This window comes from Streptomyces sp. NPDC054783 (genome assembly GCF_053611725.1).
This window is the reverse complement of sequence record NZ_JBSHAY010000002.1, coordinates 323,402-348,815: the sequence shown is the minus strand read 5'-3', so window position 1 is coordinate 348,815 and position 25,414 is coordinate 323,402. Positions and strand designations below refer to the sequence as shown.

Sequence of the window (25,414 nt, the reverse complement as noted above, 5' to 3'; positions counted from 1 at the left end):
AGGAGTCGAGCACACAGCGAGGCCAGTCCAGTCGCGAGGCCGTGCTCAACTCGGCGCACAGGACCTCGGGCAGCCGCGGCCACGCTCTCCCCGGCCCTGCCGGGGCGCTGCCACGACCTCACCGTGGCCCGCGCCCACCGGGTCATTATGGTCTGCAAGTGCCAGGGGAGCCGAGCCTGGCCGATCGCGCTTAGTTCGGTGCCGGCGCGTGGGTGACCACACCGGATAGACCCCCTGCCAGAGGAAAGGTGACGCTCACCCAACAGACCATCAGCCGACCGCCTCGAGGGCGCGGGCCCCGCTCGAGCACGAGGTTGACTGTTTGAGCAGCAACGCTGAAAGGCTTCCGTGATCCGTGACCTGCTAGGGGGCCATGATCTCTGTGGCGCTGGAAGAGGACGATCTTACGCGCCTCGCCCCTCAGTTCCACCTCCCGGGGTTGCGCCGCGTATGTAGTCGAGCCGCAACAGGCCACCAATTTGCCCCAGCGACTCAGTACCACGGCTATGAGGGCTCTGCCTTCCCTCCAGTACTCACGGAGGCCAGGGAGCAGACGCGTACTCAGGCCCTGTCGCTGTGGCCTCAAGACGGCTTGCCACCCACGTCGCAGCCTGCGTTACAGGACCGCCAATGCCCCGCACCGACTCACCAGTTGGCCTGCGTCCGTTCCTAGGCCATGAACAACCGCTACCCTGGCCGGCGCTCCACGATAGTCCGCCGAGAATGTCGGTGATCACGTAGCGGCAGTCATCGATCTTCTCGGCCGACGCAATCGGTGGTTCGGCGGCGGTCAGCTTCACGGCTTCAGCAGAGTGTCAACGCCGACTCTGTCGGTCTTCCTACCAGAAAGTCCCAGCCCAACCAAACCTGCCTTTCTCCGGACTCTCATCCTGTCGTCGCAGTCATCACGACAGGAGAACAGTCGTGCCACAAGCCAGCCAAGCACCCGAGACCGCCTTCCTGAATCTCCCGAAGGCCGCCGAGTATCTGGGGATCTCCCCCAACACCCTTTATGTCTGGCGTCATCGTCGCCAAGGCCCTCCGAGCTTCCGGATGGGACGCCGCGTGATGTACCGCATCACCGCGCTCGACACGTGGGTGCAGGCCCAAGAGCAGGCGGACTCCCGGTCCAACTCTGCCCTCAACCCCCTTACCCAAAAGCCGCAGCGCCGTCACAAGTCCCCCAAGTAGCACCCTCTCGAAAAGACCAGGAAAAGAGCGTCCGCAGCCGGGATAAACACTGGCCGCGGAGTGCGTTGCCACCAACCAGCACGTGACGCACGTTAAGCATGGAGGACCAACTGAATGGCCGGTTACATAGAAGACCGTTGGCTCAAGAAGCGGCCGAACAAGCAGACCGGCAAACGCGAGCGCACCTCTCAGTACGGCAAGGGGAAGCGGTACCGGGTCAAGGGGATTCCGGGAGTCCAGGACCGTTCGTTTGACACGAGCGAGGACGCCAAGCAGTGGCTCGCCACCGCCCAGACCGACTCCAGTCGTGGCGACTTCGTCGACCCGCGCAGGGGCGAGATCTCGCTCACCGACTACACCGTGGACCACTGGTGGCCGGCCCGAGCCGACGAGCCCTCGACTGCGGGCCCGCTGGCCAGCCGCATCTGGAACCACATCATCCCGCTGGTGGGCGATCTCCCTCTGCGTGAGATCGATGCAGCGGCCTTGCGCTCCTTCAAGGCCGCCTTGCTCTCCCGGGTCGAGGAGACGACGGCGGAGGTGATCTGGGGGCACCTGTCGTCGATCCTCGCCAGTGCCGTGGACGACCAGCGCCTGCTGCGCAATCCCATGAAGGCCAAGAACAGCGTCAAACCCCCACGCCCCACTGAGAAGAAGGCGAAGGCTTGGGCCCGTGAGATTGTCGACGCCGTTCGGGCGGGTCTCCAGGATCGCTACTGGTTCGCTGTCGATCTGGGTATCGGGCTGGGGCTCCGTCAAGGTGAAGCCTTCGGTCTGGCAGAAGGGGACTTCGACTTCGAGGCGGGTGTCGTCCACGTGCGACGCCAGCTCAAGTGGGACATCAAAGGACGCCCCTACTTCTCCGTCCCCAAGGGGCGCAAGACCCGCGACGTGCCCCTCCCGCCCAACCTCGCTCTCCGCGCACGCGAGCACTTCCGGCGCTTCCCTTCGACACCTTGCACGCTGCCCTGGCGCAACCCCGAGCCACCGACCACCGCCCTGGAGCAACGCCAGCGGATGCCGATTACGGTGAACCTGGTCCTGACCACTTCGCACGGCAACCGGATCTATTACCGCACCTGGAACGACCGCAGCTGGAAGCCCGCCCTCGCCGCCGCCGGCATCATCGAGCCCGTCGGGGAGAAGGTGCGGCGTGACGGAGGCCGCGTTCGTCGCGTCCCCATCTACGCCGCCCCACGCGAGGACATGTTCCACGTCCTCCGGCACACCTATGCGAGCGTGCAGCTGGAGGCCGGCGAGTCGATCGTCAGCCTGTCGAAGTGGCTCGGGCACTCGACACCGAAGGTCACCCTCGACCACTATGCTCACTTCATGCCGGGCGCAGGTCAGCGAGGTCTCGCCGCCATGGACACATGGCTGGAGGACCGCCACCAGCCGAAAGTCCCTGAGAAGTCCCTGCTGGCCGGGTGGATCAAGAAAATCCCCCCGAATCCGCAGGTCAAGGGGATTGCCGCATCCGGCGCGCGCATGTCCGTGAAGTACAAGGAGACGGCGCGTGGCGGGCTTGCGGTGAACATCATCGAGTGCTGAGGCAGTAGGCCCTGACCAGCGCGTCCGCGTCTTTCAGGCGCGAAATGTCCGCCTGCGTCGAAGCCCTCGCCGGAGCCCGCGACCCGAAGACCGGCCAGACCCGATCCCTCGGGACGGAGATCGCGGGCGCGGGCGGCCTCAGTCGCCGATGTTCGTCAGGCCGCCGCCGGCCGGCTCCACCACGTTCAGGACCGACCGCGAGATGACGTCGTTCGGGACTCCGGCCGGGGTGTAGCCGATGGCGATCATCACGAACCCCCTGGGGATGCTGCTCCGAGGGGACGCGTAGAACGGCTCGACCAGGTAGCGGATGCTGCCGGAAGGCTGGAGTGCCAGTTCCCCGGCCACCTCGTTCTCGAACGCCGACATGCCCAGAGGGCCGTTGTTCGTGATCCGCTGTCCGCACGGGCTGAGATTGGCCGCCAGCGTATTGGAGCCGCCGAAGCGTGCCGCGATGATGTGGCAGCGCGCCAGATCGTCCTGGGGGTCACGGCCGAGGCTGCGCACCTCGGCGCGTGCCTGCTGATAGCCGAACGGGTCGGCCTTGGTTTCGTCGCTGCTGTTGTTGGGCGGGTTCTTCAGGCAGGCCTGACCGGTTTCGCTGCGGCCGTTGGCACCGAGGGTGTTGAGCATCCAGCCGGCGCCGTTGTCGACCGCCCGGTCCGGGCGGGAACGGGTGCAGTCCCGGGCCTCGTCCTCCCGGGCAGGGGCCGCCCGTTCGACCAGATCGGCCGGTGCCGGTGCTTCCCGGGTCAGCTGTTCTTCCTGCTGCAGCGCCTGCTGCAGGGCCGCCACGTCCACCCGTGCCAGGACACGGACCTCGATGTCGGCGGCGTAGTGGATGCCGTAGGGAACCGACGTCCCGCCCTGGGCCCGGGATTCGGATTCCGCCTCCTGCCTCCTCTCGGCCTCCTGTTCGGCGAAGACCGGGCCGGCGTCCGCGTCACTGCACGTGATGTCGCCGGAGCTCTCCAGCGGCAGTTCCGCCGTGGCGGTGCAGGTGCCGGCGGGTTGGCCCTCGATCGTCACGGTCGCCGTCAGCTCGACCGTCACCCGTCCGCTGGTGATCCGTTTCCTGGCCTCACCGCTGGGGACGACGCCGGTGATGTGACTGCCCACCACGCATCCGGTGGCAGAGCAGCTCACGTGCGGCTTTTCCTCGGCACGCGCCGTGACGCCGCTGTCCAGCGCGCCGGACAGCTGCGCGGTGTCGTCGTGGATCTCGCCGAGCAGAGAGCTGCTCTCCGGTCCGGACAGTGCGGATACCGTGAAGGCGCCGGTGGCGGGTGCGCTCGCCCATGTGGTGAAGGCGGCGAGACGGTTCGCGACGGCCGGCTCGCGCGCGTCGGCCTGCTGCGTGCCGGTTCCCGTACGGCTCTGCCCGCTCCGCGAGGAGGCACGCGGCACGAATTGAAGGAACCGGTGCGGGGGTGCCTTCGATACGTACAGGTCGCCCTGGGCGGTCCTCGCCCTGAGCGCGGGCACACCGTCCGCGCTCACGGGCGCGGCGTCGGAGTCCGGCAGGGCCGTACTTCCGCTGTTGACCGCTTTGAGCAGCAGGTTCGCGAGCACCGCGGGACTCAGCCCGGCGCGGGGTGTCGCACCGCTCGCCGCATCGGCCTCCGCGACCCCGGTCACCCACTTGCCCGCGAGATCCGTCCGGCCGTCCGAGCCACCGAGCCCGGCGGGCAGCGGGTCGGGCATCTTGACGTAGGTGGTGCCGCCCACGGTCAGCGTCTTGACGCGCGCGCCGGCGTACGGCTCCTCGCCGAGCGCTTCACCGGTGGCCGTGACCTGTGACTGTGTCCAGCCGGAACCGTCCGTCGTCGAGGAGTACCGCACGCCGGGCTGCAGAGCCAGATCCACCAGGGCGGCGGCGAACGGCGCCCGGCGATCGGTTTGCGGTGTCGGTGTCGGTGTCGTGGAGCCGTGCCTGGTCAGCAGTACGGCGGCGAGGGCGGCGATCACACCGAACGCCACGAGCGCCACCCAGCGGCCGGCGCGGTGCGTGGACATGACGGCTACGGCGGCGCCGGTCCGGAGCGTCGGCTGGTGCGGTGGCCCGGGGGCCGGTCCCGGAGCCGGTCCGGGGCCCGGGGACAGCGGCGGTGCGGACCGCGGTGCCGCCGGACCGGCCCACGTCGATGCCCTCGCACCGGCGGGAGGCGATCCAGCCGTGCCTGCGGGAGGCGATCCAGCCGTGCCTGCGGGAGGCGATCCAGCCGCGCCTGCGGGAGGCGATCCAGCCGCGCCTGCGGGAGGCTTCGCACCCGTGGCGGTCCAGGTCGATCCGCCCTGAGCGGCAGCTCCGCCCGCGCCGGACCGGGTGGGTGGCAGGGGCGCGGGCCGTCCCTGGGGCGGTGGCACGGCACGAGGCGTCTGCTGCCAGGTCGGCAACTTCGGCTCGTCGGATTCGTTACTCCAGGAGCGATTCCCCACCGAAGCTCCACCCCGTATCGCTAGCCTCTACACCCATCGCGGGAACATACTTCAACTCCCAGGGCAGTCATAGGAGTTCACCCAGCCCTGCACACTTCCGACACGGCGCGACGGACCAGACAACGGGGGAGACCGACTCAATGGCGGAGACCAGGGGCGTACTGCTGCCGGCCTATGTGCTGGCGGACGAGTCGCAGTCGATGGGACCGTACCGGCAGGACTTGTCGAATGGTCTTGTGTCGTTGTGTGAGGGCCTTCGGGCCGAGCCCATGGTCGCGGCCAAGCTACGGCTGGCCGTGCTCGGCTTCTCCGACGACGTGCAGGTGCGTCTCGCGGTGGCCGACATGCGTACCGAGACCAGCCTGCCCCAGGTCAGCATCCGGGGCCTGACCAACTACGAGGCGGTGTTCGACGATCTGTTGGCCCGGATTCCCTCCGACGTCCAGTGGCTGCGCGGTGAGGGGTACAAGGTTCACCGTCCGGTGGTGTTCTTCCTCAGCGACGGGCAGCCCACCGACGGCGGGGCCTGGCGTCAGCCCCATGCCAAGCTGACCGACAAGGCGACGACACCGACCGCCCCGAACATCGTGGCCTGCGGGATCGGTGATGCCCAGGCTCACACGATGGTCGAGGTCGCCACGCGCAAGGAGTTCGCCTTCGTCGCCAAGCCGGGCACCGACATCGGCCGGGCGGTCGCCGAGTTCTTCCACGCGCTCACCGCGAGCCTGGTCGCCTCGGGGCAGGCGCTGAACTCGGCCAGCCCGCAACTGGTGGTGAACCGGCCGGACCAGTTCACCATGGCGATCGATGAGGTCGGCGAGTGAAGTTCCCGAGGGGCGACGGTCCCGCCGTGGCGCCGACCTCCCCCGTGGCCGCACATGGGCCTGCGCCCTGGCAACGGGTCACGGTGGGCGTTCCGGGCCCCGAGTTCGAGGCGCGGCCGCCGGGCCAGTACGACTTCGACTTCCCCGACACCGAGTGTGACGGCTGGTCGACACCTTCGCTGTCCCTGCGCTTCGCTTCGGTACGCGGTGCCAAACACCGGTACTACCGCCGGCCGCGCCAGGATGCCGCACGTGCCGCGGTACATGAATCCACGGGCAGCGTCGTCTTCGCCGTGGCCGATGGTGTCTCCAGCGCCGCCAATTCCGAGTTGGGCGCTGTCGAAGCGTGCCGGGCCTCCATTGAGATGATGTTGCATCAACTCTCCGAAGCCGAAGGCACGTTGGTCTTTCCGGAGGTGGCCCGGCATGCCGCCGAGCGACTGCGGGAGCTGGCCCGGTGGCGCTTGAACGGTAAAGAGCCCCAGCCGAGCGAGGTGGCGGGCCTCTACGCGACGACGCTCGTCGCCGGCGCCGTACGCGCCCACCCGTCGGGGCCCGTGGCCGAGATCTGCCGTATCGGGGACTCCGGCGCCTGGGTACTGGACTCGCCCAGCGGGCGGTATCAGCCGCTGTTCGGCCCGAAGACCGACTCGGACGCCCTGGTGGTGTCGAACGAGGTGACACCGCTTCCCCACGTCCCCGATCCGCTGGAACACACCAGCGCCCGCCTGGACTCCGGTCAGGCGCTGCTGATCGGCACCGACGGGTTCGAGGATCCGCTCGGCGACGGCGACGGCCAGGTCGGCTCCCTGTTCGCCCGCCACCTCGCGGCCCCGCCGCCCGCGCTGTGGCTGGCGCATCTGCTGGACTTCTCCCGGGAGACCTTCGACGACGACCGCACTCTGCTGGCCGTCTGGCCCCACTCCACGGCAGAGTCACGATGAGCCCCAGGCCATTACCGGTGGTCGAACACAGCACGCTCACCCTGGGCCGCCGGCTGGGCCAAGGCGGCCAGGGCACCGTGTACCAGGTCACCAACAAGAAGATCAACGAGGCCGAGGGCGCCGGCTGGGACGTGGCCTACAAGGAGTACGCCACCGCCGTGCTGCCCGACCTCGACGCGGCCGCACTGGCAGCGCAAGTGGGCCTGCTCGGCGAGTTGAGCGCCGAGGACGGCCGGTGGCTGTGCGACAAGACCGCCTGGCCCGCGGCCGTTGTCGAACGCCACGGCCATGCCTGCGGGTTCCTCATGCGTGCCGTTCCCGACCGGTTCCGCTTCAGCTTCCAGAGCCTGGCCGGCACGCCCACGGGAACAAGGCGCCTGGCGAATCTGGAGTACCTGCTGAACGACGACGCCTACGTCGCGGGGGTCGGTCTGACCATCAGCGAACGCGACCGGCTCGACATTCTGACCGACTTGGCGGCCACCCTCGCCCGGCTGCATCGCATCGGCATCACGGTCGGCGACCTCTCCCCCAAGAACCTGCTCTTCACCACGGCCCCGCGGCCGGAGTGTTTCCTCATCGACTGTGACGCCATGCGCGTGCGGGGCACCACCGTGCTGCCCCAGGCCGAGACACCCGACTGGCAGGTCCCCTCGGGCGAGGAGAAGGCCACACGCGCCAGCGACGTCCACAAGCTCGCGCTGCTCGCCATCCGGCTCTTCGCCCGCGATCAGTCCGCCACCGACCCCACCGCGCTCACCGCGCTCAGCCCGGGACTCGGTGACCTCGCCCGCGCCAGTCTCAACCCCGACACAGCCCGCAGGCCGGCCCCGGCCGCGTGGGCCGAGCAGCTCAGCGCGGCGAGCACCACCGCATCGACCGCCCCCGCCACAGCGCCCACCGCGCAGCGCACGTCCCGCCGGGCCAACGCCTCATCGGCCGGCCACCCCGGCGGAGGGAGCGCGGCGGGGGTCTCGCACGGCCCGGCGGGCAATCAACCCGGTGTCAACTGGTCCGTTCTCAATGCAGTCGCTGCTGTGGTCGCCCTGATCGTGATCGTCGTCGCGTTCGTGGCCACGCACTCGCACAGCGGTTCCAGCTCCGCGTCGGACGATTCACCGCAGCCCACCGTCTCCCAGGACTACACCAGCGGGCCCTCCCAGTACCCGAGCGACGGCACCGCCGACGACAGCAGCGGCAGTGGAAGCAGCAGCGACGGTGGTGGAGCGACGACCACCGACCCCAGCACCACTCCGCCCAGCGCGGAGGACCAGGCATTCAGCGACGTCTCCACCGACGACTGCCTGAGCGACTACTACAAGGACGCGGAATGGAACTCGTCCACGCCGACGACGACCAGTTGCTCCGACACCGACGCCTACTTCCGTGTGGCGTCGGTCGAGCACGGGACCTGCTCCTCCGACGACATGACCTGGTACCACAACAACAGCGACTACACCGAGACCAATCTCTGCCTGGACCGCAACTACGTGACCGGCCAGTGCATGTTCGCCAAAGCCAGCGGCCAGACGCTCTCGATGTACTTCAACGCCGTCACTCCGTGCGACGCCGGCATCCCCGACGACTACCAGTACACCGTCCAGCTCACGAGGGTGTACCCCGGCGGCGCTCCTGACGACGCCTGCGGGAGGGACCGCTTGTGGAAGCCCGGCAACGGCGCGGTCCTGTGCGGGAAGGGCATCTGGAAGCGTCACGGCCTTCCCGACATGTAGCCCTCCGAGACCACCCACGATCGGCCCGTCCGGCAGCGGCCTCGCGATGGCGGCGAACTCGCCGAGTCCGCCGAGGCCCGCCGGCGGGCCATCACGGGAGCTCACCGGGTCCCCCTGATCCGCGCCGGCACCGGGTTCTGCTGCCGGCCCGGCTACAGCCTGTGGATCGCCTCTTCGATCGTCGCAGCCAGGGAGGCCATCGCCGTGACCCCCGGCACCGCGTCCACGAGTGCTCGCGAGAACAGCTTCAGCTTGCCCACACGCGGTGTCTCGGAGCCGAGTTCGTCCCGCGCGTCCTGCGCGGCCTCGATCAGGTCGGCGCGCTCGGGATGCTCGGACCGGCCCAGCTCATCGATCAGTTGGCCGAGCAGGTCGCCGATCTCCTGGGGCGTGCGTTGCCTGACCTCGCCGGACTGGATCAGACCGCTGTCCCGAACGTCGGCCTTCGCGTTCCTGCCGCTGGCAACAGCGTTCCCGACGACCTGCGAACCGCCCGTCGCGATGATCCCGCGATTGCTGTTCATTCCTGTCCTCCAAACCTCGTCCTCGAACCGTGCGGCCTTCTGGACATCAATCCGTGTTCACCAGTGGGATCTTGTTGAGCAAGCGCATGTAGATCCGTGACTGCGTTCCGGAGGCGATCGAGCTGGACGCCACCTGCGAACCGCCCGTCGCGATGATGCCGTTGTTGACGATCAGCTGCTGGCGCTGGATCAGCTCGCTCACGTCGATGCCACGTGCCTCGGCGAATTCGATGAGCGCGTCCAGGGCACGCCTTTCGATCATCTTCAGAGCAAGACCGCTGTCGGCCTTGTGGAAGTGGCGTTGATGACTCGTCGCGGCGGCCTGCTGTCGTACGCCCCACCGCGCGCCGTAGTCGAACCGGCGCAGCGAGGTGATCAGCTTGTTCTGCTGCCGTACGCGCCGCGTGATCCGGTAGTCGGGGGAGAACCCCGTGACCGCGCGTACAGGCGAGGCCAGCAGGACGAACGGGGTGCTGGCCAAGGTCTCCGACATCAGCTCAGCCACCTGGCGCAGGGATGGCCGGGGCATGAGAGTGTCGATGATCCGGTAGCGGTCGGCGAGGGGGAACAACACCGTCTGAGTCGCTTCCACGCACAGGTTGGAGTCGGACCGGACGAAGCGCAGGAAGAGCGAGGTGACCAGTTCACCGCCCCAGCCGGTGGAGTGCACGGCCAGATAGGGGCGGGCGCCTTCCTCGGGTGCTCGCTTCAGCTTGTCCATCTGGTCCTGGCCGATCCGGGGGACGGGCCGGCCGAGTGGGTCGGCAAGGAAGCGGGCGTCCCCCAGGAGGGTCGTTCCTTCGACGAAGAGCCGTTCCTCGATCTCCAGACAGGGCAGAGACAGGGTGCCGAGGCGCGCGGCGACGTGGTCGTAGAGCTCCGTCACGTCGAAGTCCTGTGGAGTACCCCCGAGCGGGCCCGGGGCACTGACGTCGAACGTCAAGGACCACGAGTCGAGTGGAACTCCGTACCCGACGAAGGGGGAGTATCCGCTGTAGACGATGGTGTTTCCGTCAGCGTAGGCGCTGATCTGGCTGAGCCGCGTCGCGATGTCACCGTTGCGCGGAGGAGGCGCGGCCGCGGGGTCGAACCGGTTCGGGCGCAGGCTCTGCAGGTGCCCCCCGTAACGGGTCGAGAGCTCGAAGGCCAACACGGTCAGCCAGGCCAGGAACAGCACCAGAAGGGCAACCCCGGAGTCGTGAGCCCATAACACGAAGAGCAGTAACAGCACGAGCAGTGGGGCGAGCAGGAGGTCCCGCTGGTGGCGGCGCGCATTGGCCAGATAGGCGTGGCGGAGCACCACCGGCACCTCGCATGCCGGGGCCGCCCCCACCCCCAGGTGGGGTTCCGCGGCGATCTGCTTGATGAGTAACTCGGCGTACGCGCGGTCCAGGTACGCGGCCGCGCACAGATATCTGGTGACATCCAGGCCTCCGCCCCATCGGATCGCGGAGGTATGGCGTCGTCCGCCGCCCCACGTGGTGGGCCCCTTGACCGTGAGCGGCGCGGCAGCAGGGGACGTGGGCTGCACAGCGGCCGGCTTCGGGGTGTTCAGGGGTGTACCGCACGAGGCGCACAGCGTGGACCACGTGGCCGCGCCCCGGCCACATCCGGGGCATGCCGTCGTCATTGCTCCCCCGTTCGTAAGCGAACCCGCAAGATTACGGTGCACCACACATACCGCAAGGAGGCGTCACCAACGTCACCTAGACCAATTCCGTTACACGGACGGTGCGTTGGGTTGGCGCTCGACCTGGGCTGAACCGCCGCAGGATGCAGGACAGCATCGGGTCATGCGGGCTGAGCCGGGGCTCAGGTGGTGGCCGGCAGCAGGTCCTCTCCGGTCGAGGGGCGCAGGCCGTCGGTGCGGTGAGTCGCTCCGGCCAGGACCCGCCGGCCGCCTCGAAGTCCACCGGCACCAGGTGCAGCCGGTCCGGGATGCCGAGGCCCAGCTCTGCCGGGCGGTGGCGTTTGAAGGCCTGCGGGCCCGGCTGGTCGACCTCGAAGACCCGCAGCCGGGAGGCGGTCCCCGGGGCGCGCTGGGCGAAGGTGTCCAGGCCGGCGCCGAGGAGGACGTACTGGTCGACGCCCAGGTCCGCCTGCGCGGCGACCAGGTCCTCGACGAAGCGGGCGCGGGCCACCATGGCGGCACGGAATCCGCGGGTGGCCTCCTGGTCCATGTCCGGGGAGTCGCGCCACCGTCACCGGGGTCCGCGATCCGCAGGCCGATCTCGTCCTCGAGCACGTGGGGCGGCGGGTCGACCTGGACGTGCATCGCCCGCCGCAGGGCGCACCGCACTGCCGTGTCGTCCGGCGTCCCGGTCCGCTCGCCGGCCAGAGCGTTGTCGCCCGTAGCGTTGTCGCCCGTAGCGTTGCCGGTCATGGCAGCGCCTCCCGTGCCCGTCGCTTCACCGCGGGGTCTGGAGGCTCCACAGCCGCCCGTCGGGGTCGCGGACCGTCATCATCCGGGTTCCGAAGTGGGTGTCCTCGAACGGCGTGACGACCTCGGCGGCGGGGTCGGCGCGGAACGCGTCCGCGTCCGGCACCTTCAGCACGATCTGCGTCTGCGGCTCCCGGTCCTCGGGGACGTCGGCGATGAACACGTACGGACCTTCGCCGTTGCGGAGCAGGCCGGAGTCGTGGTCGGTGGCGAACTCCAGGTCGTAGCCCAGCGCCTGGAAGAACTTCGACGCCTTTCCCCAGTTGTGGGTCTCCAGGGAAACGGCGCGCAGTGCGTCTGCGACCAGCGCCATCGATGACGGCCCGCGCGACGGCCGGAAAGTGGCCGATGTTCCTCCAGGGGCTACCGTGCAGTAACCGCTCGCTTCTACGCTGCCGCCAACTCGGCGACAGTGAAGGGGAGTTGAGCAATGGGTGCGGTGAGACGACTGGCGGCATTCGCGGGGGCCGCCGCTCTGCTGATGGTGGGGCCGGGCAACGCCCACGCGGCGGCGCCGAAGTTCTCCGAGACGACGGCGATCGGCACGCACAACGCGTACGACAAGTCCAAGTACACGTACTTCGCCCAGGCGTTGGACTCGGGCGCCTCGCTGCTCGAGATCGACATCTACGCGGACAGCCTGAGCAGGCGCTGGCGGGTGAGCCACAGCAACCCGTTCGGCGACGACAACAACTGCGAGGCCGCGAAGACCCCGAGCGAGCTGTACAGCAAGAACCGCGACCAGGACTTCGGCAGCTGCCTGGACAACATCGCGGCCTGGAACCAGCTCCACCCCGACCACCCGCCGATCGTCTTCAAGATCGAGATGAAGGTCGGCTTCAACAACAACATCGGGCTCGGCCCCGACGAGTTCGACACCCTCGTCGACCAGAAGCTCGGCGGCAGCGTCTACAAGCCGGCCGACCTGCTGAACGGCACGTACAGCACGCTGGACGCGGCCGCCAAGGCCAACGCCTGGCCGTCGCGCGACTCCCTCAAGGGCAAGTTCGTCTTCGAGGTGATCCCCGGCACCGTGGAGATGAACAACCCCTTCGACCACTACTGGACGGACCAGGAGTACGGCGACCACCTGCGCGACCTGTACGCGGCCGGGAACATCTCACGGGCCGAGGCCTTCCCGGCGGTGCTGGGCGCGGCGAACGGCGACCCACGGGCGACCCGCTGGACCTCCGACACCTCGATCCGCCCCTGGTTCGTGTTCTTCGACGGTGACGCGGCGACGTACGTCAACAACGGCTACGACACGTCGTTCTACTCCACGAACCACTACATCTCGATCATGACCGACGCCTACAACGTCTCTCCGGCCATCTCCTCGACCAACCCGACGGACGCCGAAGTCGCCGCCCGGCTGGCCCTGCTGGCCAAGGACCACGCGAGCCTCATCACCTCCGACTGGTCGGCCAAGCCGGCCTCGGTACTCAGTTCGGTGGTCACCCGGAGCTGACGTTCCCCCGCCCGCGGCGGATCGGGCGTGCCATCGTGGGGCATCACTCAACCAGCAACTCCTTTCCCCCACCGGCACATCGAGGAGTCCCCACATGCTCCGCGGCATCGACGTCAGCGCGTACCAGTCGTCCTCGTACGACACGAGCGGCCTCTCCTTCGCCTTCATCAAGGCGACGGAGGGCCGCTCCTACGTCAACCCCCACGCCACCGCCCAGGCGAAGACCGCGCGCGACGCCGGCCTGGTCGTGGGCTTCTACCACTTCCTGTGGCCGGGCAACCTCACCGCCCAGGCGGAGCACTTCGTGACCGCCGCCCCGTCGAAGGCGGGCGACATCCTCGCCGTCGACTGGGAGACCACCGGCGACGGCACCCACGCGAGCAACTCCGAGAAGGACACCTTCCTCAAGAAGGTGAAGGCCCTGCGGCCCACCCACCGGGTCATCCTCTACTGCAACCGCGACTTCTGGCTGACCATCGACTCCACGTCCTACGCCGGCGACGGCCTGTGGATCGCCGACTACGTCACCGCCGGCCACCCCCGCATCAAGGCGCACTGGCGCTTCCACCAGTACTCCAGCACGCCGCACGACAAGGACGTGGCCAACTTCTCCAGCAAGGCCGCACTGAAGGAGTGGGCCACGCCGTAGTGCCGGTCAGCCCCGGAAGTCGGCCGGGCGCTCCGGGGAGGCCACCGTGAGGGCCTTCTTCACTCCTTCCACGCCTGCGCGCAGGCCGTAGACCGGGGTGCCGGGCTGCTGGCGCCAGGAGTCGTCGATGCCGCCCGCGTCGACCGTGTCGAAGCCGAGTTCGTCGATCAGGGCACGGACCTTCGTCTTGGCCGCCTCGTCGTCGCCGGCGACGGGTAGGGCGAGGCGCTCGGGGTCGTCCGCGGGGCGGGGGCGGTCCAGGATGTCCTGGGCGTAGGTTCCGTTGAAGGCCTTGATCACCGGGTGGCCGAGGTGTCGCTCGGTCCAGCGGCTCTCGGTCAGGCCCTCGTCCTCGACGGCCGCGATCCGGCCGTCGCGCTGCGGGTAGTAGTTGCCGGTGTCGATCACCGCCACGCCCTCGGCGGCGCCGTCCAGCAGGCCGGAGGGAAGGCCGGGGACCGCCTTCAGCGGGACGGTGACGACCACCACCTCGGCGCCCTTGGCCGCCTCCGCTGCGCGGACCGGGGTCGCTCCGGTCTCCTCGGCCAGCTCGTTGAGCGTCTCGGGGCCGCGGGAGTTGGCCACGGACACCTCGTGGCCGAGAGCCGTGAGCCGCCGGGTGAGGTTGCCGCCGATGTTGCCCGCGCCGATGATGCCGATCTTCATGACAGGCCCTCCGGGATCCTTGTATGCATGTGCATGTGTCCGTCGTGGGCGACAACCCCTTGGAGGCGGGTGCTATTCCGTCCCTGCGGCAATCGGGTGAACGCACTCACAGCGGTACGACGATCTGCCGGTGTGGCGGCTGTACTCCGTCAGGCGGTGTGGCGGCGCGCCGGTGCAGGGTCACCAGGCCTTCGCGCAGCCGCACGGCGGCCCTCCGGCGCGGCCCGCAGTACGGTGACGTCCTCGGGTGTGCGGCGCCGTGCGGCGAGGCGGGCGGCGGCCCGGTGACCGAGGTGCTGCGCACCGCGGGCGTCGATCTCGCCCGGGGCGGGCGGCCCGTCCTGCGGGAGGTGTCGCTGACGGTGCCCCCCACCCGGGGCACGGTGGAGGTACTCGGGGGCGCTCGGGCCGGGTCGGTCTGCGGGAACTGCGGGCACACGCCGGACACGTCGACGCGCGCCATCCGCCGACCTCGCCGCTCTCCGGAGGGGACGTGGTGCTCACCGGGGTGACGAACTCAGTGGCGCCGGTGCCGAGGCGGCGGCCGTCTGCAGAGCAGGCGGAGCGGGCCGAGGCCGTCCGCGCTCGGGCTCCGGCTCGCCGCACTCCGGGACGCCCGCCGGCTCGGCCCTCCCGCAGGGCGAGCGCGGCCGCACCCCGGAGGGCCGGTGGAGCGTGCGGACGCGGCGGGCATGACCAAGGGGCCCTCACCCCGGTGAGGGCCCCTCTCAGCACGTCACTTGTTCAGGTAGGCCCAGAACTCGTCGAACGACAGGACCTTGTCGCCGTTGAGGTCCCGCTGCTTGATGATGGCCTCGGCGACAGTGTCCGTGACGTTCCAGTCGCCCCCCTGAGCCAGGGCGGCCTTGAACTCCGCGGCGGTGATGAATCCGTCGCCGTCCGCGTCGATCCGCTGGAACTGCTTGCGTGCTTCCTCGATGTCCGCCACCGATCCGCCCCTTTTATTCGTGTTTCTCATGCCGTGCTGGCGTACTGACGCTGGTCAGATTAACGGCCCGGCCAGGCCTTCAGTGCCGCGACCACCCAGCCGAACTCCTCCTGGAACCTCGGGGGCTCCTGCTCGCCCTTGATCACGGCGGCCAACTCCCGGTAGCGGACGACCTCGTTGCCCAGGTCGATACGGCGCAGCACGGCCGCGCGGTCGGTGTCCGCGCCGAGCAGTTCGGTCAGGACGGTGTCCGCCTCTGCCGAATGCGGGGTCACCCCGCGTTCCCGGGCGGCGCCGACCAGCTCGACGAGCCGCTTGAAGAACATCGCCGAGGCGCCGGCCGGAGTGCCCGGGGTGCGGTCGGCGGCGTTGTACTCGATCATGCGGCGCATCGCGGCCCGGAAGTCCGGGTTCTGCAGCAGTTCCGCCAGCTCCACCCAGGCGTCGACCTGCTCCGGTGTGGGGTCGTCCGGCAGGGCCACGCCGAGGGTCCGGGTCCGCTCCCGGATCCAGGGGTCGGCCGTGTCCAGCCCGTGGAAGATCTCCTCCACGAAGTCGTCCACGATCCGCTGTCGCTCCGCGGCCGACAGTCGGGCAAGTTTGTTCATCAGGGTCATCTCCTCGGCGGTCGAGCCTCGTCGGGCGACCGTCGACAGCACCGCGCGGGTCACCCTCAGCGACCGGATCTGCGCGTCCAGGGCCGCGACGTGCGTGGCCGCGACCTCGGCGAGCGTCCGCTCCCCGGCCAGCACCCGGCGTACGTCGTCCAGGCCGAGCCCCAGCTCGCGCAGGGTGCGGATCAGCTCCAGGCGGGCCACGGCGGCGCCGTCGTAGAGCCGGTAGCCGCCGGAGGACCGGGTCACCGGGGTGAGGACGCCCTCGTCCGACCAGTAGCGGATGGTGCGCACGCTCAGCCCGGTGGCCCGGGCCAGCTCGCCGATGGTGAGGAGTCCGGTGCCGTCTTCGGTCATGTCGGCGAGTCTGGGCCTTCCAGCGGGTGGAGACTCAACCGGCGGGTTCAGCGGAAGATGCCGGTGTGTCCGAGCGAGTAGCGGCCCGGCTGCGGGTAGACGGCGAGGCCGTGCGGGCCGCTGCCCACCTTGATGCGGGCCAGTTCGTTTCCGGTCCGTGTGTCGATGGCGTACACCACGGCGTTGTAGCGGCCGGACAGCCACAGCACCGTGCCGTCGGCGGAGACGCCGCCCATGTCGGGGCTGCCGCCGCCGGGCAGGTGCCACTTCGCGGTGAGCCGGTTCTTGCCGAAGTCGAACAGGGAGATGGTGCCCTCGCCCCGGTTGGAGATGTACATCACGCGGGAGTCACGGCTGATGTAGAGGCCGTGGGCGCCCTTGCCGGTGTAGAGGAAGCGGGGCCTGGTGAACTTGTCGCCGTCGAGGATCCACAGGCCGTTCGCGGCCATGTCGGCGACGTAGAACAGCTTGCCGTCCGGGGAGATCTTGACGTCCTGCGGCATCGCGCCCTCGTACGGCAGCCGCTCCTGGCGGAGGACCTTCATCTTCGCGGTGTCGACCTTGAGGATCTCGCCGCTGAACTCGCAGGAGACGATGAAGTAGCGCCCGTCCGGGGAGAAGTCGGCGTGGTTGACGCCGTAGCAGCTGACCGGCACGGCCTTGACGACCTTCATGCTGTGCGCGTCACGGAAGACCAGCTGGCGGTCCCTGGAGGCCATGACGACGGCGTACTTGCCGTCGGGCGTGAAGTACAGGTTGTACGGGTCGTGCACGGCGACCGGCTTGCCGGCCTTGCCGGTCTTCGGGTCGATGGGGGTGAGGCTGTCGCCGAGGTCGTTGTTGACCCAGAGGGTCTTCAGGTCCCAGGACGGCACGACGTGCTGGGGCTGGCGGCCGACCGGGATCGTGTCGATGACCTTGTAGGTTGCCGGGTCGATGACGGTGACCGTGTCCGAGTTGGTGTTGGGGACGTACACCCGGGACGGGAAGTCCCTGACGACCGGCGAGAGCCGGTTCGGGCGGTCGGCGGAGTAGAGGTCCTTCGGGTTCTGGACGGGCGGCATCCCGGGCAGCACGTTCACCTGCCGCTTGCCGTTCCCCGGCTGGGCCGGGGCCCTGCTGGCCAAGGTCTCGTTCGCGTGGTGCTGAGAGCCCGAAGTGCACGCGGGCAGCAGCGTCAGGGCGGTGAGGGCGGCACCGACGGCCAGCAGGCGGGCGGCTTTGTTGGTTCGCATCAGCTCAGCAACTCCGTGGTGGTGACCGCGCGCAGTCCGCGGCGGTCGAGTTCGTGGAGGAGGTCGGGCAGGGCGGCGACCGTGTCCGGGTACCCGAAGTGCAGGCTCACCACCGACCCGCCGCGCACGTCGGCGAGAACCTTGCGGGTGACGGCGGCGGCGCCGGGGCGGGTGTAGTCGAGCGAGTCGACGTCGTACGACAGCACGTGCGGGTAGCCGGCGGTACGGGCGAGCCGGGCCACCAGCGGGGAGGCGGTCGGCGAGCGGGAGGGACGGAACCAGGTGCCGATGGAACCGGTGAGCCGCTTCAGCCGGTCCGCGCAGTCGGTGATCTCCTTGCGGGCGTCCGCCTCGGCGAGTGCGTTGACGGCGATGTGGTGCTGGGTGTGGTTGCCGAGGTCGTGGCCGCCGTCGACGATCCGGCGGGCGATGTCCGGGTGTTCGTCCAGCCAGGTGCCGACGGCGAGCACGGTGAGCCGGGCGCCGTGCTGCTCGGCCGTACCGAGCAGGGAGTGGGCGATGGCGGGGTCGCCCTGGCCGTGGAAGGTGAGAGCGACCTGGGCGCGGCTGCGCGGGCCGTGGGTGATCTGGGCGGGCTGTCCGGGGTAGGCCCGGGGAGCGGGGGCGGCCTTGGCGCCGGCCGTGTGGTGGCCCGAGGAGGTGCCGGCCGGGGAGGCGGAAGGGGGCGCGGAGTCCTGGGTGTTGGGCGGGGCGTCCCGGCCTGCGTCGCAACCGGCGGCGAGCGCGCCGCCGGCGACGATTCCGGCGCCCGCGCGCAGCACCCCGCGTCGGTTGGTGGTGGTCACCCGCACCATTTAAGGGGCGATAGGTAAGAAAACCTCCGATTGGCCCGAATGTGGGACGATTTCGGGTCGCCGTAAGGAGGATGTCATCCCCTCGCTACCGGTCGGCCACCCGCATTTCGAACCAGGTCGTCTTGCCGCGCGGCAGGAGGTCCACGCCCCAGCGGTCGGAGAGCTTGTCCACGAGGAACAGCCCGCGGCCGCTGACGTCCATCTCCTGAACCGGCATCAGACAGGGCAGGCCGCGCGAGGGATCGCGGACCTCCACCCGGATCCAGCCGGGGCGGCGGCGCATCCGCAGGCCGAAGACCCGGGCGCCGGTGTGCCGTACGGCGTTGCCGACGAGTTCGGAGACGAGTAAGACGGCGTCCTCGGTGAGCTTGGGGGTGAGGTGCCAGGTGCGCAGGACGACGACCTGGGCGAGCCGCCGTGCGGCGGCCGCGGACTCCGGGCGGGACGGCAGCGGCACCTCTGTCACCGCCGGGTCACCGTACAGTTCGAGCGCCTTGAGCGCCTGTTCGTCCTCTACCGCGGGCGACCAGCGCGCCGCGGCCGCACGGCTGTGTCCCCGCGGCTGTTCGATGCCCTCCAGCCCCGCCATGCCCCCATGATGGCGGCCCGGAGTCGTCTTGGGGGCCGTTCCGAAGGAATACGCCCCCTGCACGCCCCCGCTCTCCGCCCAGCGACCGGCATATGCCGAAGGCATGTCACTGGCCGGTAGGGCCCGGTTGAGCTGCGAAGACGGCTCGCTTTCGGGCAATCGTCAGGCTCCCTCGACCGAGCGGGCTTAAGGCTGCCTTAAGGCTCCCATAAACCGCCCCATCGAGGGACCCTGAGGAGACGAGACGTCAATTGCAAGACGTGCCACGGGAGTTACGGGGAAGTTCACACCGCTGACGCTCAGCGGAACTTGGCCTTGCCCGGGCCCTCCTCCACGAAGCTGCGCATGCCGGTCTCGCGGTCCTCGGTGGCGAACAGGCCCGCGAACCAGTTCCGTTCGACTGCGAGACCGGTGTCGATGTCGGTCTCCAGGCCGGTGTCGACGGACTCCTTCGCCGCGCGCAGGGCGATCGCCGGGCCCTGGGCGAGCCTCGCGGCCCAGGCGTGCGCCTGCTCGTACACCTCGGCGGCCGGCACGACCCGGTCCACCAGGCCGATCGCGAGGGCCTCCTCGGCCCTGACCTGACGGCCCGTGAAGATGAGGTCCTTGGCCTTGGAGGGGCCGACCAGCCGGGACAGCCGCTGGGTGCCGCCGGCGCCCGGGATCAGGCCGAGCAGGATCTCGGGCTGGCCGAGCTTGGCGTTCTCGGCGGCGATGCGGTAGTCGGCGCACAGGGCCAGTTCGCAGCCGCCGCCGAGGGCGTAGCCGGTGATGGCGGCGACGACGGGCTTGGGGATGCGGGCGACGGCCGTGAAGGAGTCCTGCAGGGCGCGGGAGCGCAGGACCATCGCGGTGTGGTCCATGTTCTGCATCTCCTTGATGTCCGCGCCCGCCGCGAACACCCGCTCACCGCCGTAGATGACCACGGCGCGCACGTCGTCGCGGCGCGTGGCCTCCTCGGCGAGCTCCTTCAGCCGGTCCTGGGTGGCGACGTCCAGCGCGTTCATCGGCGGGCGGTCCAGGCGCAGGGTTCCGACACCTTCGGCGACTTCGAGATTCACGGTCATGGAGGCAGGTTAACGGCCACTAACGGCATCCGGTCCGGTGCGGTCGATCACATTCGGCCGGGCACCAACGGCTACGGACCCGGTGCCGTACCTCACGGCACCGGGTCCGTACGTCGGTGAAGGTCTACTTCGTCCAGTCCGCCCACGACATGTTCCAGCCGTTGAACCCGTTCGCCGGGTCCACCGTCCGGTCGTGGGAGTTCTTCACGATCACCACGTCGCCGATGATCGAGTGGTTGAACATCCAGGCCGCCGGGGTGGAGCTGTCGTAGCCGCCGCGCACGTCGCGCAGGCCGACGCAGCCGTGGCTGGCGTTGTAGTTGCCGAAGGCGTCGCCGCCCCAGTAGTTGCCGTGCAGGAAGGTGCCGGAGGTGGTCAGGCGCATGGCGTGCGGGACGTCCTTGATGTCGTACTCGCCGCCGTAGCCGACCGTCTCGCCGTTCATCCGGGTGACGGCGAGCTTCTCGCTGATGACCATCTGGCCGTTCCAGGTCTCGTAACCGGGCTTGCCGGTGGTGACCGGGAGGGTCCTGATGACCTTGCCGTCCTGCGTGATCTTCATCGTGTGCTTCTTGGCGTCCACGACGGAGACCTGGTTGCGGCCGATGGTGAACTTGATGGTCTTGTGCTGCTTGCCGTAGACGCCGTCGCGGCCCGCGACCCCGTCGAGGTCGAGGTCGACGGTGACCTTGGTGCCTTCCTTCCAGTACTGCTCGGGACGGAAGTCCAGGCGGTCGTTGCCGAACCAGTGGCCCTCGACGTCGACGGCCGGCTCGGTCCTGATCTTGATGGCCTTCTCGACGGCCTGCGGGTGCGTGATTCCCCGGGTGAAGTTGACGGAGAACGGCATCCCGACACCGACGGTGGAGCCGTCCTCGGGGGTGAAGTAGCCGAGGAAGGTGTTCTTCGGGGTCAGGGTGGTGAACGTGGAGTCCTCGGCGGCCTCGCGGCCCTCGGAGTCCTTGGCGACCGCGTGCACCGTGTACTTGGTGGAGGCGGCCAGGTGGGTCGACGGCGCCCAGGAGGCGCCGCCGCCGGTTATGGTGCCGGCGACCGCGGCGCCCCTGGCGTCCTTGACGGTCACCTCGGTCAGTTTGCCCTTGGCGACGCTCACCTTCAGCGCGCCGCTGGTGTCGACGCCGGTGGCACCGGACTTCGGCGCTATGGTGACGGCGGCGGTGGACTGCTGCTTGCCCTGCTGGGTCTCCTTGCCCTTGCCGTCGCCGGCACCCTTGCCCCCGCCCCCGCCGCACGCCGCGAGGGTGAGCACCAGGGCGCCGGATATGAGCGCCAGCCCCTTACGGCCTCGCCGCCCCACCACCGACGCCCCCGCTATAGGCCGCACGTTCAAGTTGTTCTCCCCTCGCCGGGCCTGGTCAGGCCCGCTCCCCACCACATTGGTGCGCGCATATTAACCGCCTGGTTTTGAGTGGGGTGTCAGGCGAATGTCACCGTTCCGTCGCAACTTCCGCCCGGTCCCCCGCCCGAACCCTGGCCCCTCCCCGGTTACTTCACCGCGCTGCCCGCTTTCCACTCCTGCCAGGTCATGTTCCACCCGCCGAGGCCGTTGTCCGGGGCGACGGTCTTCTCCCGGCTGCCCACGACCTCGATGACGTCACCGACGAGACTGCGGTCGAAGAACCAGCCGGCCGGGGTGGCCGAGCTGCCGCCCTTGACGTCCCTGAGGCCCACACAGCCATGGCTGACGTTGACCCGTCCCGGGGCGTTCGGCGACCAGTAGTTGCCGTGCACGAAGGTGCCGGAGTCGGTGAGCTTCATGGCGTGCGGGACGTCGGGGATGTCGTACTCGCCGCCGAAGCCGACCGTGCGGCTGTTCATCCGGGTGACGTCCAGCATGTCCATCACCACCATCTTGCCGTTGTACGTGGGGTTCCGCGGGGCGCCCGCGGTGATCGGCACGGTGGCGAGCAGCCGGCCGTCCCGGCGTACCTGCATGGTGTGCCGGACGGCGTCGACCAGCGAGACCTGACTGCGGCCGACGGTGAAGGAGAAGGTCTTGTCCTGCAACCCGTAGACGCCGGGCGCTCCTTGGACGTCCCTCAGGTTCAGGTCGACGGTGACCTCGGTGCCGGGCTTCCAGTACTGCTCGGGACGGAAGTCGAGACGGCTGCGGCCGAACCAGTGCGGGCGGATCTCGACGGGGGGCCGGGCGCTGACCCGCACGGCGCGTTCTACGGCGGCCCGGTCGGTGATCCCCCGGCCGAAGCTCAGGGAGACGATCATGCCGGTGCCGACGACGGCGCGGTTCTCGGGGGTGACGTAGCCGATGAACCGCTCGTCGGGGACGAACGTGGTGAAGGTGGTGTGCCGGGCCGAGCGGCGGCCGTCCGCGTCGAGCGCCACGGCGTCGACGGTGTACGTGGCGGCGAGCGCCAGCCGGTCCTCGTCCGGCCGCCAGGTCCGGCCGTCGGCGCTGATGTGCCCGGGCACCGGGGAGTCCTGCGCGTCCTGCGACTCGACGACGGTGACCCGCTGCAGGCGCCCGTCGGGCACCCGGACCCGCAGCCGCCGGTCGGGGCGTACGGCCTTGCTGTCGGCGTCGGGGGTGACGTGGATGACGTCCTCGGGTGCCGGGGGTCTGCCGGGCACCCCGTCCAGCCCGAGCGGTCCGAAGCCCCCGGAGGAGCACCCTCCCAGCAGTGCCACCCAGGTCATTACGGCGGCCAGTGCGACCCCCGAGCGCCGCGCGCGTCCTTGTACGTGCCTCACGCGCGGCTCAACGACCGGGCCCGCTCCGGGGAAACGTGAGTGCGACGCACGCACTGGGCAGAACAGAGGGAAGGACGACACGCTGGGGAGCCGCCGCGCCCGTACCGAGCAGGGCGCCTTCTTGGATCGGACCGACGGAAAGGGACGGAACGCGCGATCCGGAGGGCGCCCCGACCGTGGGGGCGCAGCCGTACCGGGCGGCCGAGGGTGCTGCGGGGCAGCCTCGGCCCTTCGGCACGGCCGGTTGCGCCGCCCCGGGGCGAGCCACTGAAAGAGGGGCCGACAGGTGACGAGCGCAGCCGAGCAGCGGGCACCGGCCGGGGAGCCGGCCGCCGGGACCGGGCAGCAGCCGGCCGTGGTGAACGGCGCCCGGCACGCCACGGTGCCGGCCCCCGTGGTGTGGCCGGGCGCCCCGACACCGCTGGGGGCCCGGTTCCGGGTCGGCCCCGACGGGGTCGCGGGCACCAACTTCGCGCTGTGGGCGGGCGGGGCGGAGGCGGTCCGGGTGTGCCTGTTCGACGAGGGGGGCCGGGAGACCCAGGTCCGGCTGACCGAGCTGACGCACGAGATCTGGCACGGTTTCGTGCCGGGCGTGATGCCGGGGCAGCGCTACGGCTACCGGGTGGACGGCCGCTGGGACCCGTGGACCGGCGCCCGCTGGAACCCGGCCAAGCTGCTGCTGGACCCGTACGCGCGGGCGGTGGACGGGGAGTTCGGCTTGCCGCCGGAGGTGTACGGGCATGTCCGGGACTGGCCCGAGCAGCGTGTCGCCGACACCGTGCGCGACGACCGGGACTCGGCGCCGTACGTCCCGAAGGGCGTCGTCGTCGACGATGACGACGACTGGGAGGACGACCGCCGGCCGAAGACCCCGTGGGCCGACTCCGTCATCTACGAGTTGCACGTACGCGGCTTCACCAAGCTGCACCCCGGCGTCCCCCAGGAGCTGCGCGGCACCTACGCGGGCCTCGCGCACCCGGCGGCGATCGAGCACCTGGTGACGCTGGGCGTCACGGCCGTCGAGCTGCTCCCCGTCCACCAGTTCGCGCACGAGGACCACCTGCTGCGCCGGGGCCTTGGCAACTACTGGGGCTACAACTCCATCGGCTACTTCGCCCCGCACGCCGCCTACGCCGCGTCCGGTACGACGGGACAGCAGGTCGGCGAGTTCAAGCGGATGGTGCGCGCGCTGCACGCGGCGGGTATCGAGGTCATCCTCGACGTGGTCTACAACCACACCGCGGAGGCGGGCGAGCTGGGCCCCACCCTGTCCCTGAAGGGCATCGACAACCGCGGCTACTACCGCCTCCAGGACGACGCCCGCCGGTACGCCGACTACACCGGCTGCGGCAACACCCTGCACGTCGTCCAGCCCCAGGTGCTGCGCCTGATCACCGACTCGCTGCGCTACTGGGTGACGGAGATGGGCGTGGACGGCTTCCGCTTCGACCTCGCGGCGGCGCTGGCCCGCTCGATGCACGACGTCGACATGCTGTCCCCGTTCCTGGCGGTCATCGCCCAGGACCCCGTACTGCACCGGGTGAAGCTCATCGCCGAACCGTGGGACATCGGCTCCGGCGGCTACCAGGTGGGCGCCTTCCCCCCGCTGTGGACCGAGTGGAACGACCGCTACCGGGGCGCCGTCCGCGACTTCTGGCGGCACGCCCTGCCGGACGTACGCGAGATGGGCTACCGCCTGTCCGGATCCAGCGACCTGTACGCCTGGGGCGGCCGGCGCCCGTACGCCTCGGTCAACTTCGTCACCGCGCACGACGGGTTCACCCTGCGCGACCTGGTGTCGTACGAGCACAAGCACAACGAGGCCAACGGCGAGGACAACCGCGACGGCAGCGACGACAACCGCTCCTGGAACTGCGGGGTGGAGGGCGGGACGCGGGACGAGCGGGTACGCGCCCTGCGCCGCCGTCAGATGCGCAACCTGCTCACGACTCTCCTGCTGTCCACCGGCGTGCCCATGCTGGTGGCCGGCGACGAACTCGGCCGCACCCAGCGCGGCAACAACAACGCCTACTGCCAGGACAACGAGATCAGCTGGCTGGACTGGTCCCTGCTGGACGACCCCTCCTGGCGGCCCCTGTTCGAGCTGACCTCCCGGCTGATCGCACTGCGCCACCGGCATCCGGTGCTGCGCCGCCGCGCCTTCTTCTCCGGCCGCGCCCACTCGGCGGACGGGCTGCGGGACCTGGCCTGGTTCACCGCGCGGGGCACGGAGATGACCGAGGGCGACTGGTACGCCCCCGCGGCCACGCTCGGCATGTACCTCTCCGGCCGGGACATCCCGGGCCGCGACGAGCGGGGCGCACCGGTCGCGGACGACAGCTTCCTCGCGGTCCTGCACGCGGGCGAAGGCCCGGCGGTCTTCGTGCTGCCGGGTCAGCCGTGGGCGGACCGGTACGAGGTGGTCGTGGACACCTCCCGGGAGGACCAGGCCGAGCCGCCGGGCACGGTCCACCCGGCGGGCGCGGAGATCACGGTGCCGGGACGCTCCGTACTCCTCCTGCGGGTCACCCCTGAGTGACGGCCGTGCGTGACGCGGATCACGCCCGGCCGGTGCAGCGTTCCCGGGCCTCCAGGGCCTTACTCCTCGTGAAGACAGCCGGCGAGAACG

Annotated in this window: 22 protein-coding genes and 1 pseudogene; 8 read left to right on the top strand and 15 right to left on the bottom strand. The window is 70.0% G+C overall.

What is annotated here, in order from left to right; genetic code table 11:
- Window positions 1–924 precede the first annotated feature (924 nt).
- On the top strand, window positions 925–1,191 hold the full coding sequence (locus tag ACWGJ5_RS05845; RefSeq protein ID WP_453308532.1) for a helix-turn-helix transcriptional regulator: 267 nt from the start codon (window positions 925–927) through the stop codon (window positions 1,189–1,191).
- Between the two features lie 114 nt (window positions 1,192–1,305).
- Complete coding sequence (locus ACWGJ5_RS05840) at window positions 1,306–2,742, top strand: tyrosine-type recombinase/integrase (RefSeq protein ID WP_453308531.1); 1,437 nt, start codon at window positions 1,306–1,308, stop codon at window positions 2,740–2,742.
- A gap of 138 nt (window positions 2,743–2,880) precedes the next feature.
- On the opposite strand, the gene ACWGJ5_RS05835 is transcribed toward ACWGJ5_RS05840, so the two are convergent.
- Complete coding sequence (locus ACWGJ5_RS05835; protein ID WP_453308530.1) at window positions 2,881–4,758, bottom strand: DNA/RNA non-specific endonuclease; 1,878 nt, start codon at window positions 4,756–4,758, stop codon at window positions 2,881–2,883.
- A gap of 563 nt (window positions 4,759–5,321) precedes the next feature.
- Here ACWGJ5_RS05835 and ACWGJ5_RS05830 point away from each other — a divergent pair.
- The 3 genes from ACWGJ5_RS05830 to ACWGJ5_RS05820 are packed head-to-tail and all read left to right on the top strand — an operon-like array spanning window position 5,322 to window position 8,682.
- Complete coding sequence (locus ACWGJ5_RS05830; protein WP_228625417.1) at window positions 5,322–6,005, top strand: vWA domain-containing protein; 684 nt, start codon at window positions 5,322–5,324, stop codon at window positions 6,003–6,005.
- A gap of 26 nt (window positions 6,006–6,031) precedes the next feature.
- A complete protein-coding gene (locus tag ACWGJ5_RS05825; RefSeq protein WP_453308529.1) occupies window positions 6,032–6,949 on the top strand; it encodes a protein phosphatase 2C domain-containing protein in 918 nt (305 codons plus the stop codon).
- Window positions 6,950–6,966: 17 nt separating this feature from the next.
- The gene (locus ACWGJ5_RS05820; protein WP_453308528.1) at window positions 6,967–8,682 is read left to right on the top strand and encodes a hypothetical protein; all 1,716 of its coding nucleotides are present in this window, start codon (window positions 6,967–6,969) and stop codon (window positions 8,680–8,682) included.
- A 152-nt stretch (window positions 8,683–8,834) separates the two neighbouring features.
- On the opposite strand, the gene ACWGJ5_RS05815 is transcribed toward ACWGJ5_RS05820, so the two are convergent.
- The 4 genes and pseudogenes from ACWGJ5_RS05815 to ACWGJ5_RS05800 form a co-directional block, all read right to left on the bottom strand.
- A complete protein-coding gene (locus ACWGJ5_RS05815; protein WP_453308527.1) occupies window positions 8,835–9,206 on the bottom strand; it encodes a hypothetical protein in 372 nt (123 codons plus the stop codon).
- A 46-nt stretch (window positions 9,207–9,252) separates the two neighbouring features.
- Complete coding sequence (locus ACWGJ5_RS05810; protein WP_453308526.1) at window positions 9,253–10,737, bottom strand: zinc ribbon domain-containing protein; 1,485 nt, start codon at window positions 10,735–10,737, stop codon at window positions 9,253–9,255.
- Window positions 10,738–11,047: 310 nt separating this feature from the next.
- A pseudogene (locus tag ACWGJ5_RS05805) lies at window positions 11,048–11,544 on the bottom strand (class I SAM-dependent methyltransferase); the annotation flags it as partial.
- 70 nt (window positions 11,545–11,614) lie between these two features.
- Complete coding sequence (locus tag ACWGJ5_RS05800; protein ID WP_453308525.1) at window positions 11,615–11,959, bottom strand: VOC family protein; 345 nt, start codon at window positions 11,957–11,959, stop codon at window positions 11,615–11,617.
- A 117-nt stretch (window positions 11,960–12,076) separates the two neighbouring features.
- Between ACWGJ5_RS05800 and ACWGJ5_RS05795 the strand changes: the two genes are divergently transcribed.
- Both ACWGJ5_RS05795 and ACWGJ5_RS05790 read left to right on the top strand, forming a co-directional pair.
- Window positions 12,077–13,114, top strand: a complete 1,038-nt coding sequence (locus ACWGJ5_RS05795; protein WP_453308524.1) for a phosphatidylinositol-specific phospholipase C domain-containing protein — start codon at window positions 12,077–12,079, stop codon at window positions 13,112–13,114.
- 94 nt (window positions 13,115–13,208) lie between these two features.
- Window positions 13,209–13,763, top strand: a complete 555-nt coding sequence (locus ACWGJ5_RS05790; protein ID WP_453308523.1) for a glycoside hydrolase family 25 protein — start codon at window positions 13,209–13,211, stop codon at window positions 13,761–13,763.
- Between the two features lie 6 nt (window positions 13,764–13,769).
- Here the strand turns inward: ACWGJ5_RS05790 and ACWGJ5_RS05785 are convergent, their stop codons facing one another.
- The 10 genes from ACWGJ5_RS05785 to ACWGJ5_RS05740 all read right to left on the bottom strand — a co-directional run bounded on the left by ACWGJ5_RS05785 (window position 13,770) and on the right by ACWGJ5_RS05740 (window position 22,731).
- Entirely contained in the window at window positions 13,770–14,429 is a 660-nt protein-coding gene (locus tag ACWGJ5_RS05785) for an NADPH-dependent F420 reductase (protein ID WP_453308522.1), read from the bottom strand.
- Between the two features lie 106 nt (window positions 14,430–14,535).
- Window positions 14,536–14,892, bottom strand: coding sequence for a hypothetical protein (locus ACWGJ5_RS05780; protein ID WP_453308521.1), 357 nt, complete (start codon window positions 14,890–14,892; stop codon window positions 14,536–14,538).
- Between the two features lie 273 nt (window positions 14,893–15,165).
- The gene (locus tag ACWGJ5_RS05775) at window positions 15,166–15,378 is read right to left on the bottom strand and encodes an EF-hand domain-containing protein (protein WP_453308725.1); all 213 of its coding nucleotides are present in this window, start codon (window positions 15,376–15,378) and stop codon (window positions 15,166–15,168) included.
- Between the two features lie 59 nt (window positions 15,379–15,437).
- Window positions 15,438–16,349 carry a helix-turn-helix domain-containing protein gene (locus tag ACWGJ5_RS05770; RefSeq protein ID WP_453308520.1) on the bottom strand — a complete coding sequence of 304 codons (912 nt, stop codon included), beginning with the start codon at window positions 16,347–16,349 and terminating at the stop codon, window positions 15,438–15,440.
- A gap of 47 nt (window positions 16,350–16,396) precedes the next feature.
- Window positions 16,397–17,584 (bottom strand): YVTN family beta-propeller repeat protein, encoded by a 1,188-nt coding sequence (locus tag ACWGJ5_RS05765; RefSeq protein WP_453308519.1) that lies wholly within the window; start codon window positions 17,582–17,584, stop codon window positions 16,397–16,399.
- On the bottom strand, window positions 17,584–18,399 hold the full coding sequence (locus ACWGJ5_RS05760) for a polysaccharide deacetylase family protein (RefSeq protein ID WP_453308518.1): 816 nt from the start codon (window positions 18,397–18,399) through the stop codon (window positions 17,584–17,586). The genes ACWGJ5_RS05765 and ACWGJ5_RS05760 overlap by 1 nt, the downstream gene beginning before the upstream one ends.
- Before the next feature lie 85 nt (window positions 18,400–18,484).
- The gene (locus ACWGJ5_RS05755) at window positions 18,485–18,988 is read right to left on the bottom strand and encodes an ATP-binding protein (protein ID WP_228625445.1); all 504 of its coding nucleotides are present in this window, start codon (window positions 18,986–18,988) and stop codon (window positions 18,485–18,487) included.
- Window positions 18,989–19,287: 299 nt separating this feature from the next.
- Window positions 19,288–20,055: an enoyl-CoA hydratase/isomerase family protein gene (locus ACWGJ5_RS05750; protein WP_453308517.1), complete on the bottom strand. Its 768-nt coding sequence runs from the start codon at window positions 20,053–20,055 to the stop codon at window positions 19,288–19,290.
- A gap of 124 nt (window positions 20,056–20,179) precedes the next feature.
- Window positions 20,180–21,406 carry a L,D-transpeptidase gene (locus ACWGJ5_RS05745; RefSeq protein ID WP_453308516.1) on the bottom strand — a complete coding sequence of 409 codons (1,227 nt, stop codon included), beginning with the start codon at window positions 21,404–21,406 and terminating at the stop codon, window positions 20,180–20,182.
- Between the two features lie 155 nt (window positions 21,407–21,561).
- Window positions 21,562–22,731 carry a L,D-transpeptidase gene (locus ACWGJ5_RS05740; protein WP_453308724.1) on the bottom strand — a complete coding sequence of 390 codons (1,170 nt, stop codon included), beginning with the start codon at window positions 22,729–22,731 and terminating at the stop codon, window positions 21,562–21,564.
- 340 nt (window positions 22,732–23,071) lie between these two features.
- Here ACWGJ5_RS05740 and glgX point away from each other — a divergent pair, with 340 nt between their 5' ends.
- Window positions 23,072–25,324 (top strand): glycogen debranching protein GlgX, encoded by a 2,253-nt coding sequence (glgX, locus tag ACWGJ5_RS05735; RefSeq protein WP_453308515.1) that lies wholly within the window; start codon window positions 23,072–23,074, stop codon window positions 25,322–25,324.
- Window positions 25,325–25,414 lie beyond the last annotated feature (90 nt).

Excerpts from the sequence above, each read along its gene's own strand:
- ACWGJ5_RS05840 (WP_453308531.1), top strand. The coding sequence starts at position 1,306 with ATGGCCGGTTACATAGAAGACCGTTGGCTCAAGAAGCGGCCGAACAAG.
- ACWGJ5_RS05755 (WP_228625445.1), bottom strand. The coding sequence starts at position 18,988 with ATGGCGGGGCTGGAGGGCATCGAACAGCCGCGGGGACACAGCCGTGCG.
- ACWGJ5_RS05795 (WP_453308524.1), top strand. The coding sequence starts at position 12,077 with ATGGGTGCGGTGAGACGACTGGCGGCATTCGCGGGGGCCGCCGCTCTG.
- ACWGJ5_RS05740 (WP_453308724.1), bottom strand. The coding sequence starts at position 22,731 with ATGACCTGGGTGGCACTGCTGGGAGGGTGCTCCTCCGGGGGCTTCGGA.
- ACWGJ5_RS05750 (WP_453308517.1), bottom strand. The coding sequence starts at position 20,055 with ATGACCGTGAATCTCGAAGTCGCCGAAGGTGTCGGAACCCTGCGCCTG.
- ACWGJ5_RS05770 (WP_453308520.1), bottom strand. The coding sequence starts at position 16,349 with ATGACCGAAGACGGCACCGGACTCCTCACCATCGGCGAGCTGGCCCGG.
- ACWGJ5_RS05835 (WP_453308530.1), bottom strand. The coding sequence starts at position 4,758 with ATGTCCACGCACCGCGCCGGCCGCTGGGTGGCGCTCGTGGCGTTCGGT.
- ACWGJ5_RS05760 (WP_453308518.1), bottom strand. The coding sequence starts at position 18,399 with ATGGTGCGGGTGACCACCACCAACCGACGCGGGGTGCTGCGCGCGGGC.
- ACWGJ5_RS05830 (WP_228625417.1), top strand. The coding sequence starts at position 5,322 with ATGGCGGAGACCAGGGGCGTACTGCTGCCGGCCTATGTGCTGGCGGAC.
- ACWGJ5_RS05815 (WP_453308527.1), bottom strand. The coding sequence starts at position 9,206 with ATGAACAGCAATCGCGGGATCATCGCGACGGGCGGTTCGCAGGTCGTC.
- ACWGJ5_RS05790 (WP_453308523.1), top strand. The coding sequence starts at position 13,209 with ATGCTCCGCGGCATCGACGTCAGCGCGTACCAGTCGTCCTCGTACGAC.
- ACWGJ5_RS05800 (WP_453308525.1), bottom strand. The coding sequence starts at position 11,959 with ATGGCGCTGGTCGCAGACGCACTGCGCGCCGTTTCCCTGGAGACCCAC.
- ACWGJ5_RS05785 (WP_453308522.1), bottom strand. The coding sequence starts at position 14,429 with ATGAAGATCGGCATCATCGGCGCGGGCAACATCGGCGGCAACCTCACC.
- ACWGJ5_RS05780 (WP_453308521.1), bottom strand. The coding sequence starts at position 14,892 with ATGGCGCGCGTCGACGTGTCCGGCGTGTGCCCGCAGTTCCCGCAGACC.
- ACWGJ5_RS05765 (WP_453308519.1), bottom strand. The coding sequence starts at position 17,584 with ATGCGAACCAACAAAGCCGCCCGCCTGCTGGCCGTCGGTGCCGCCCTC.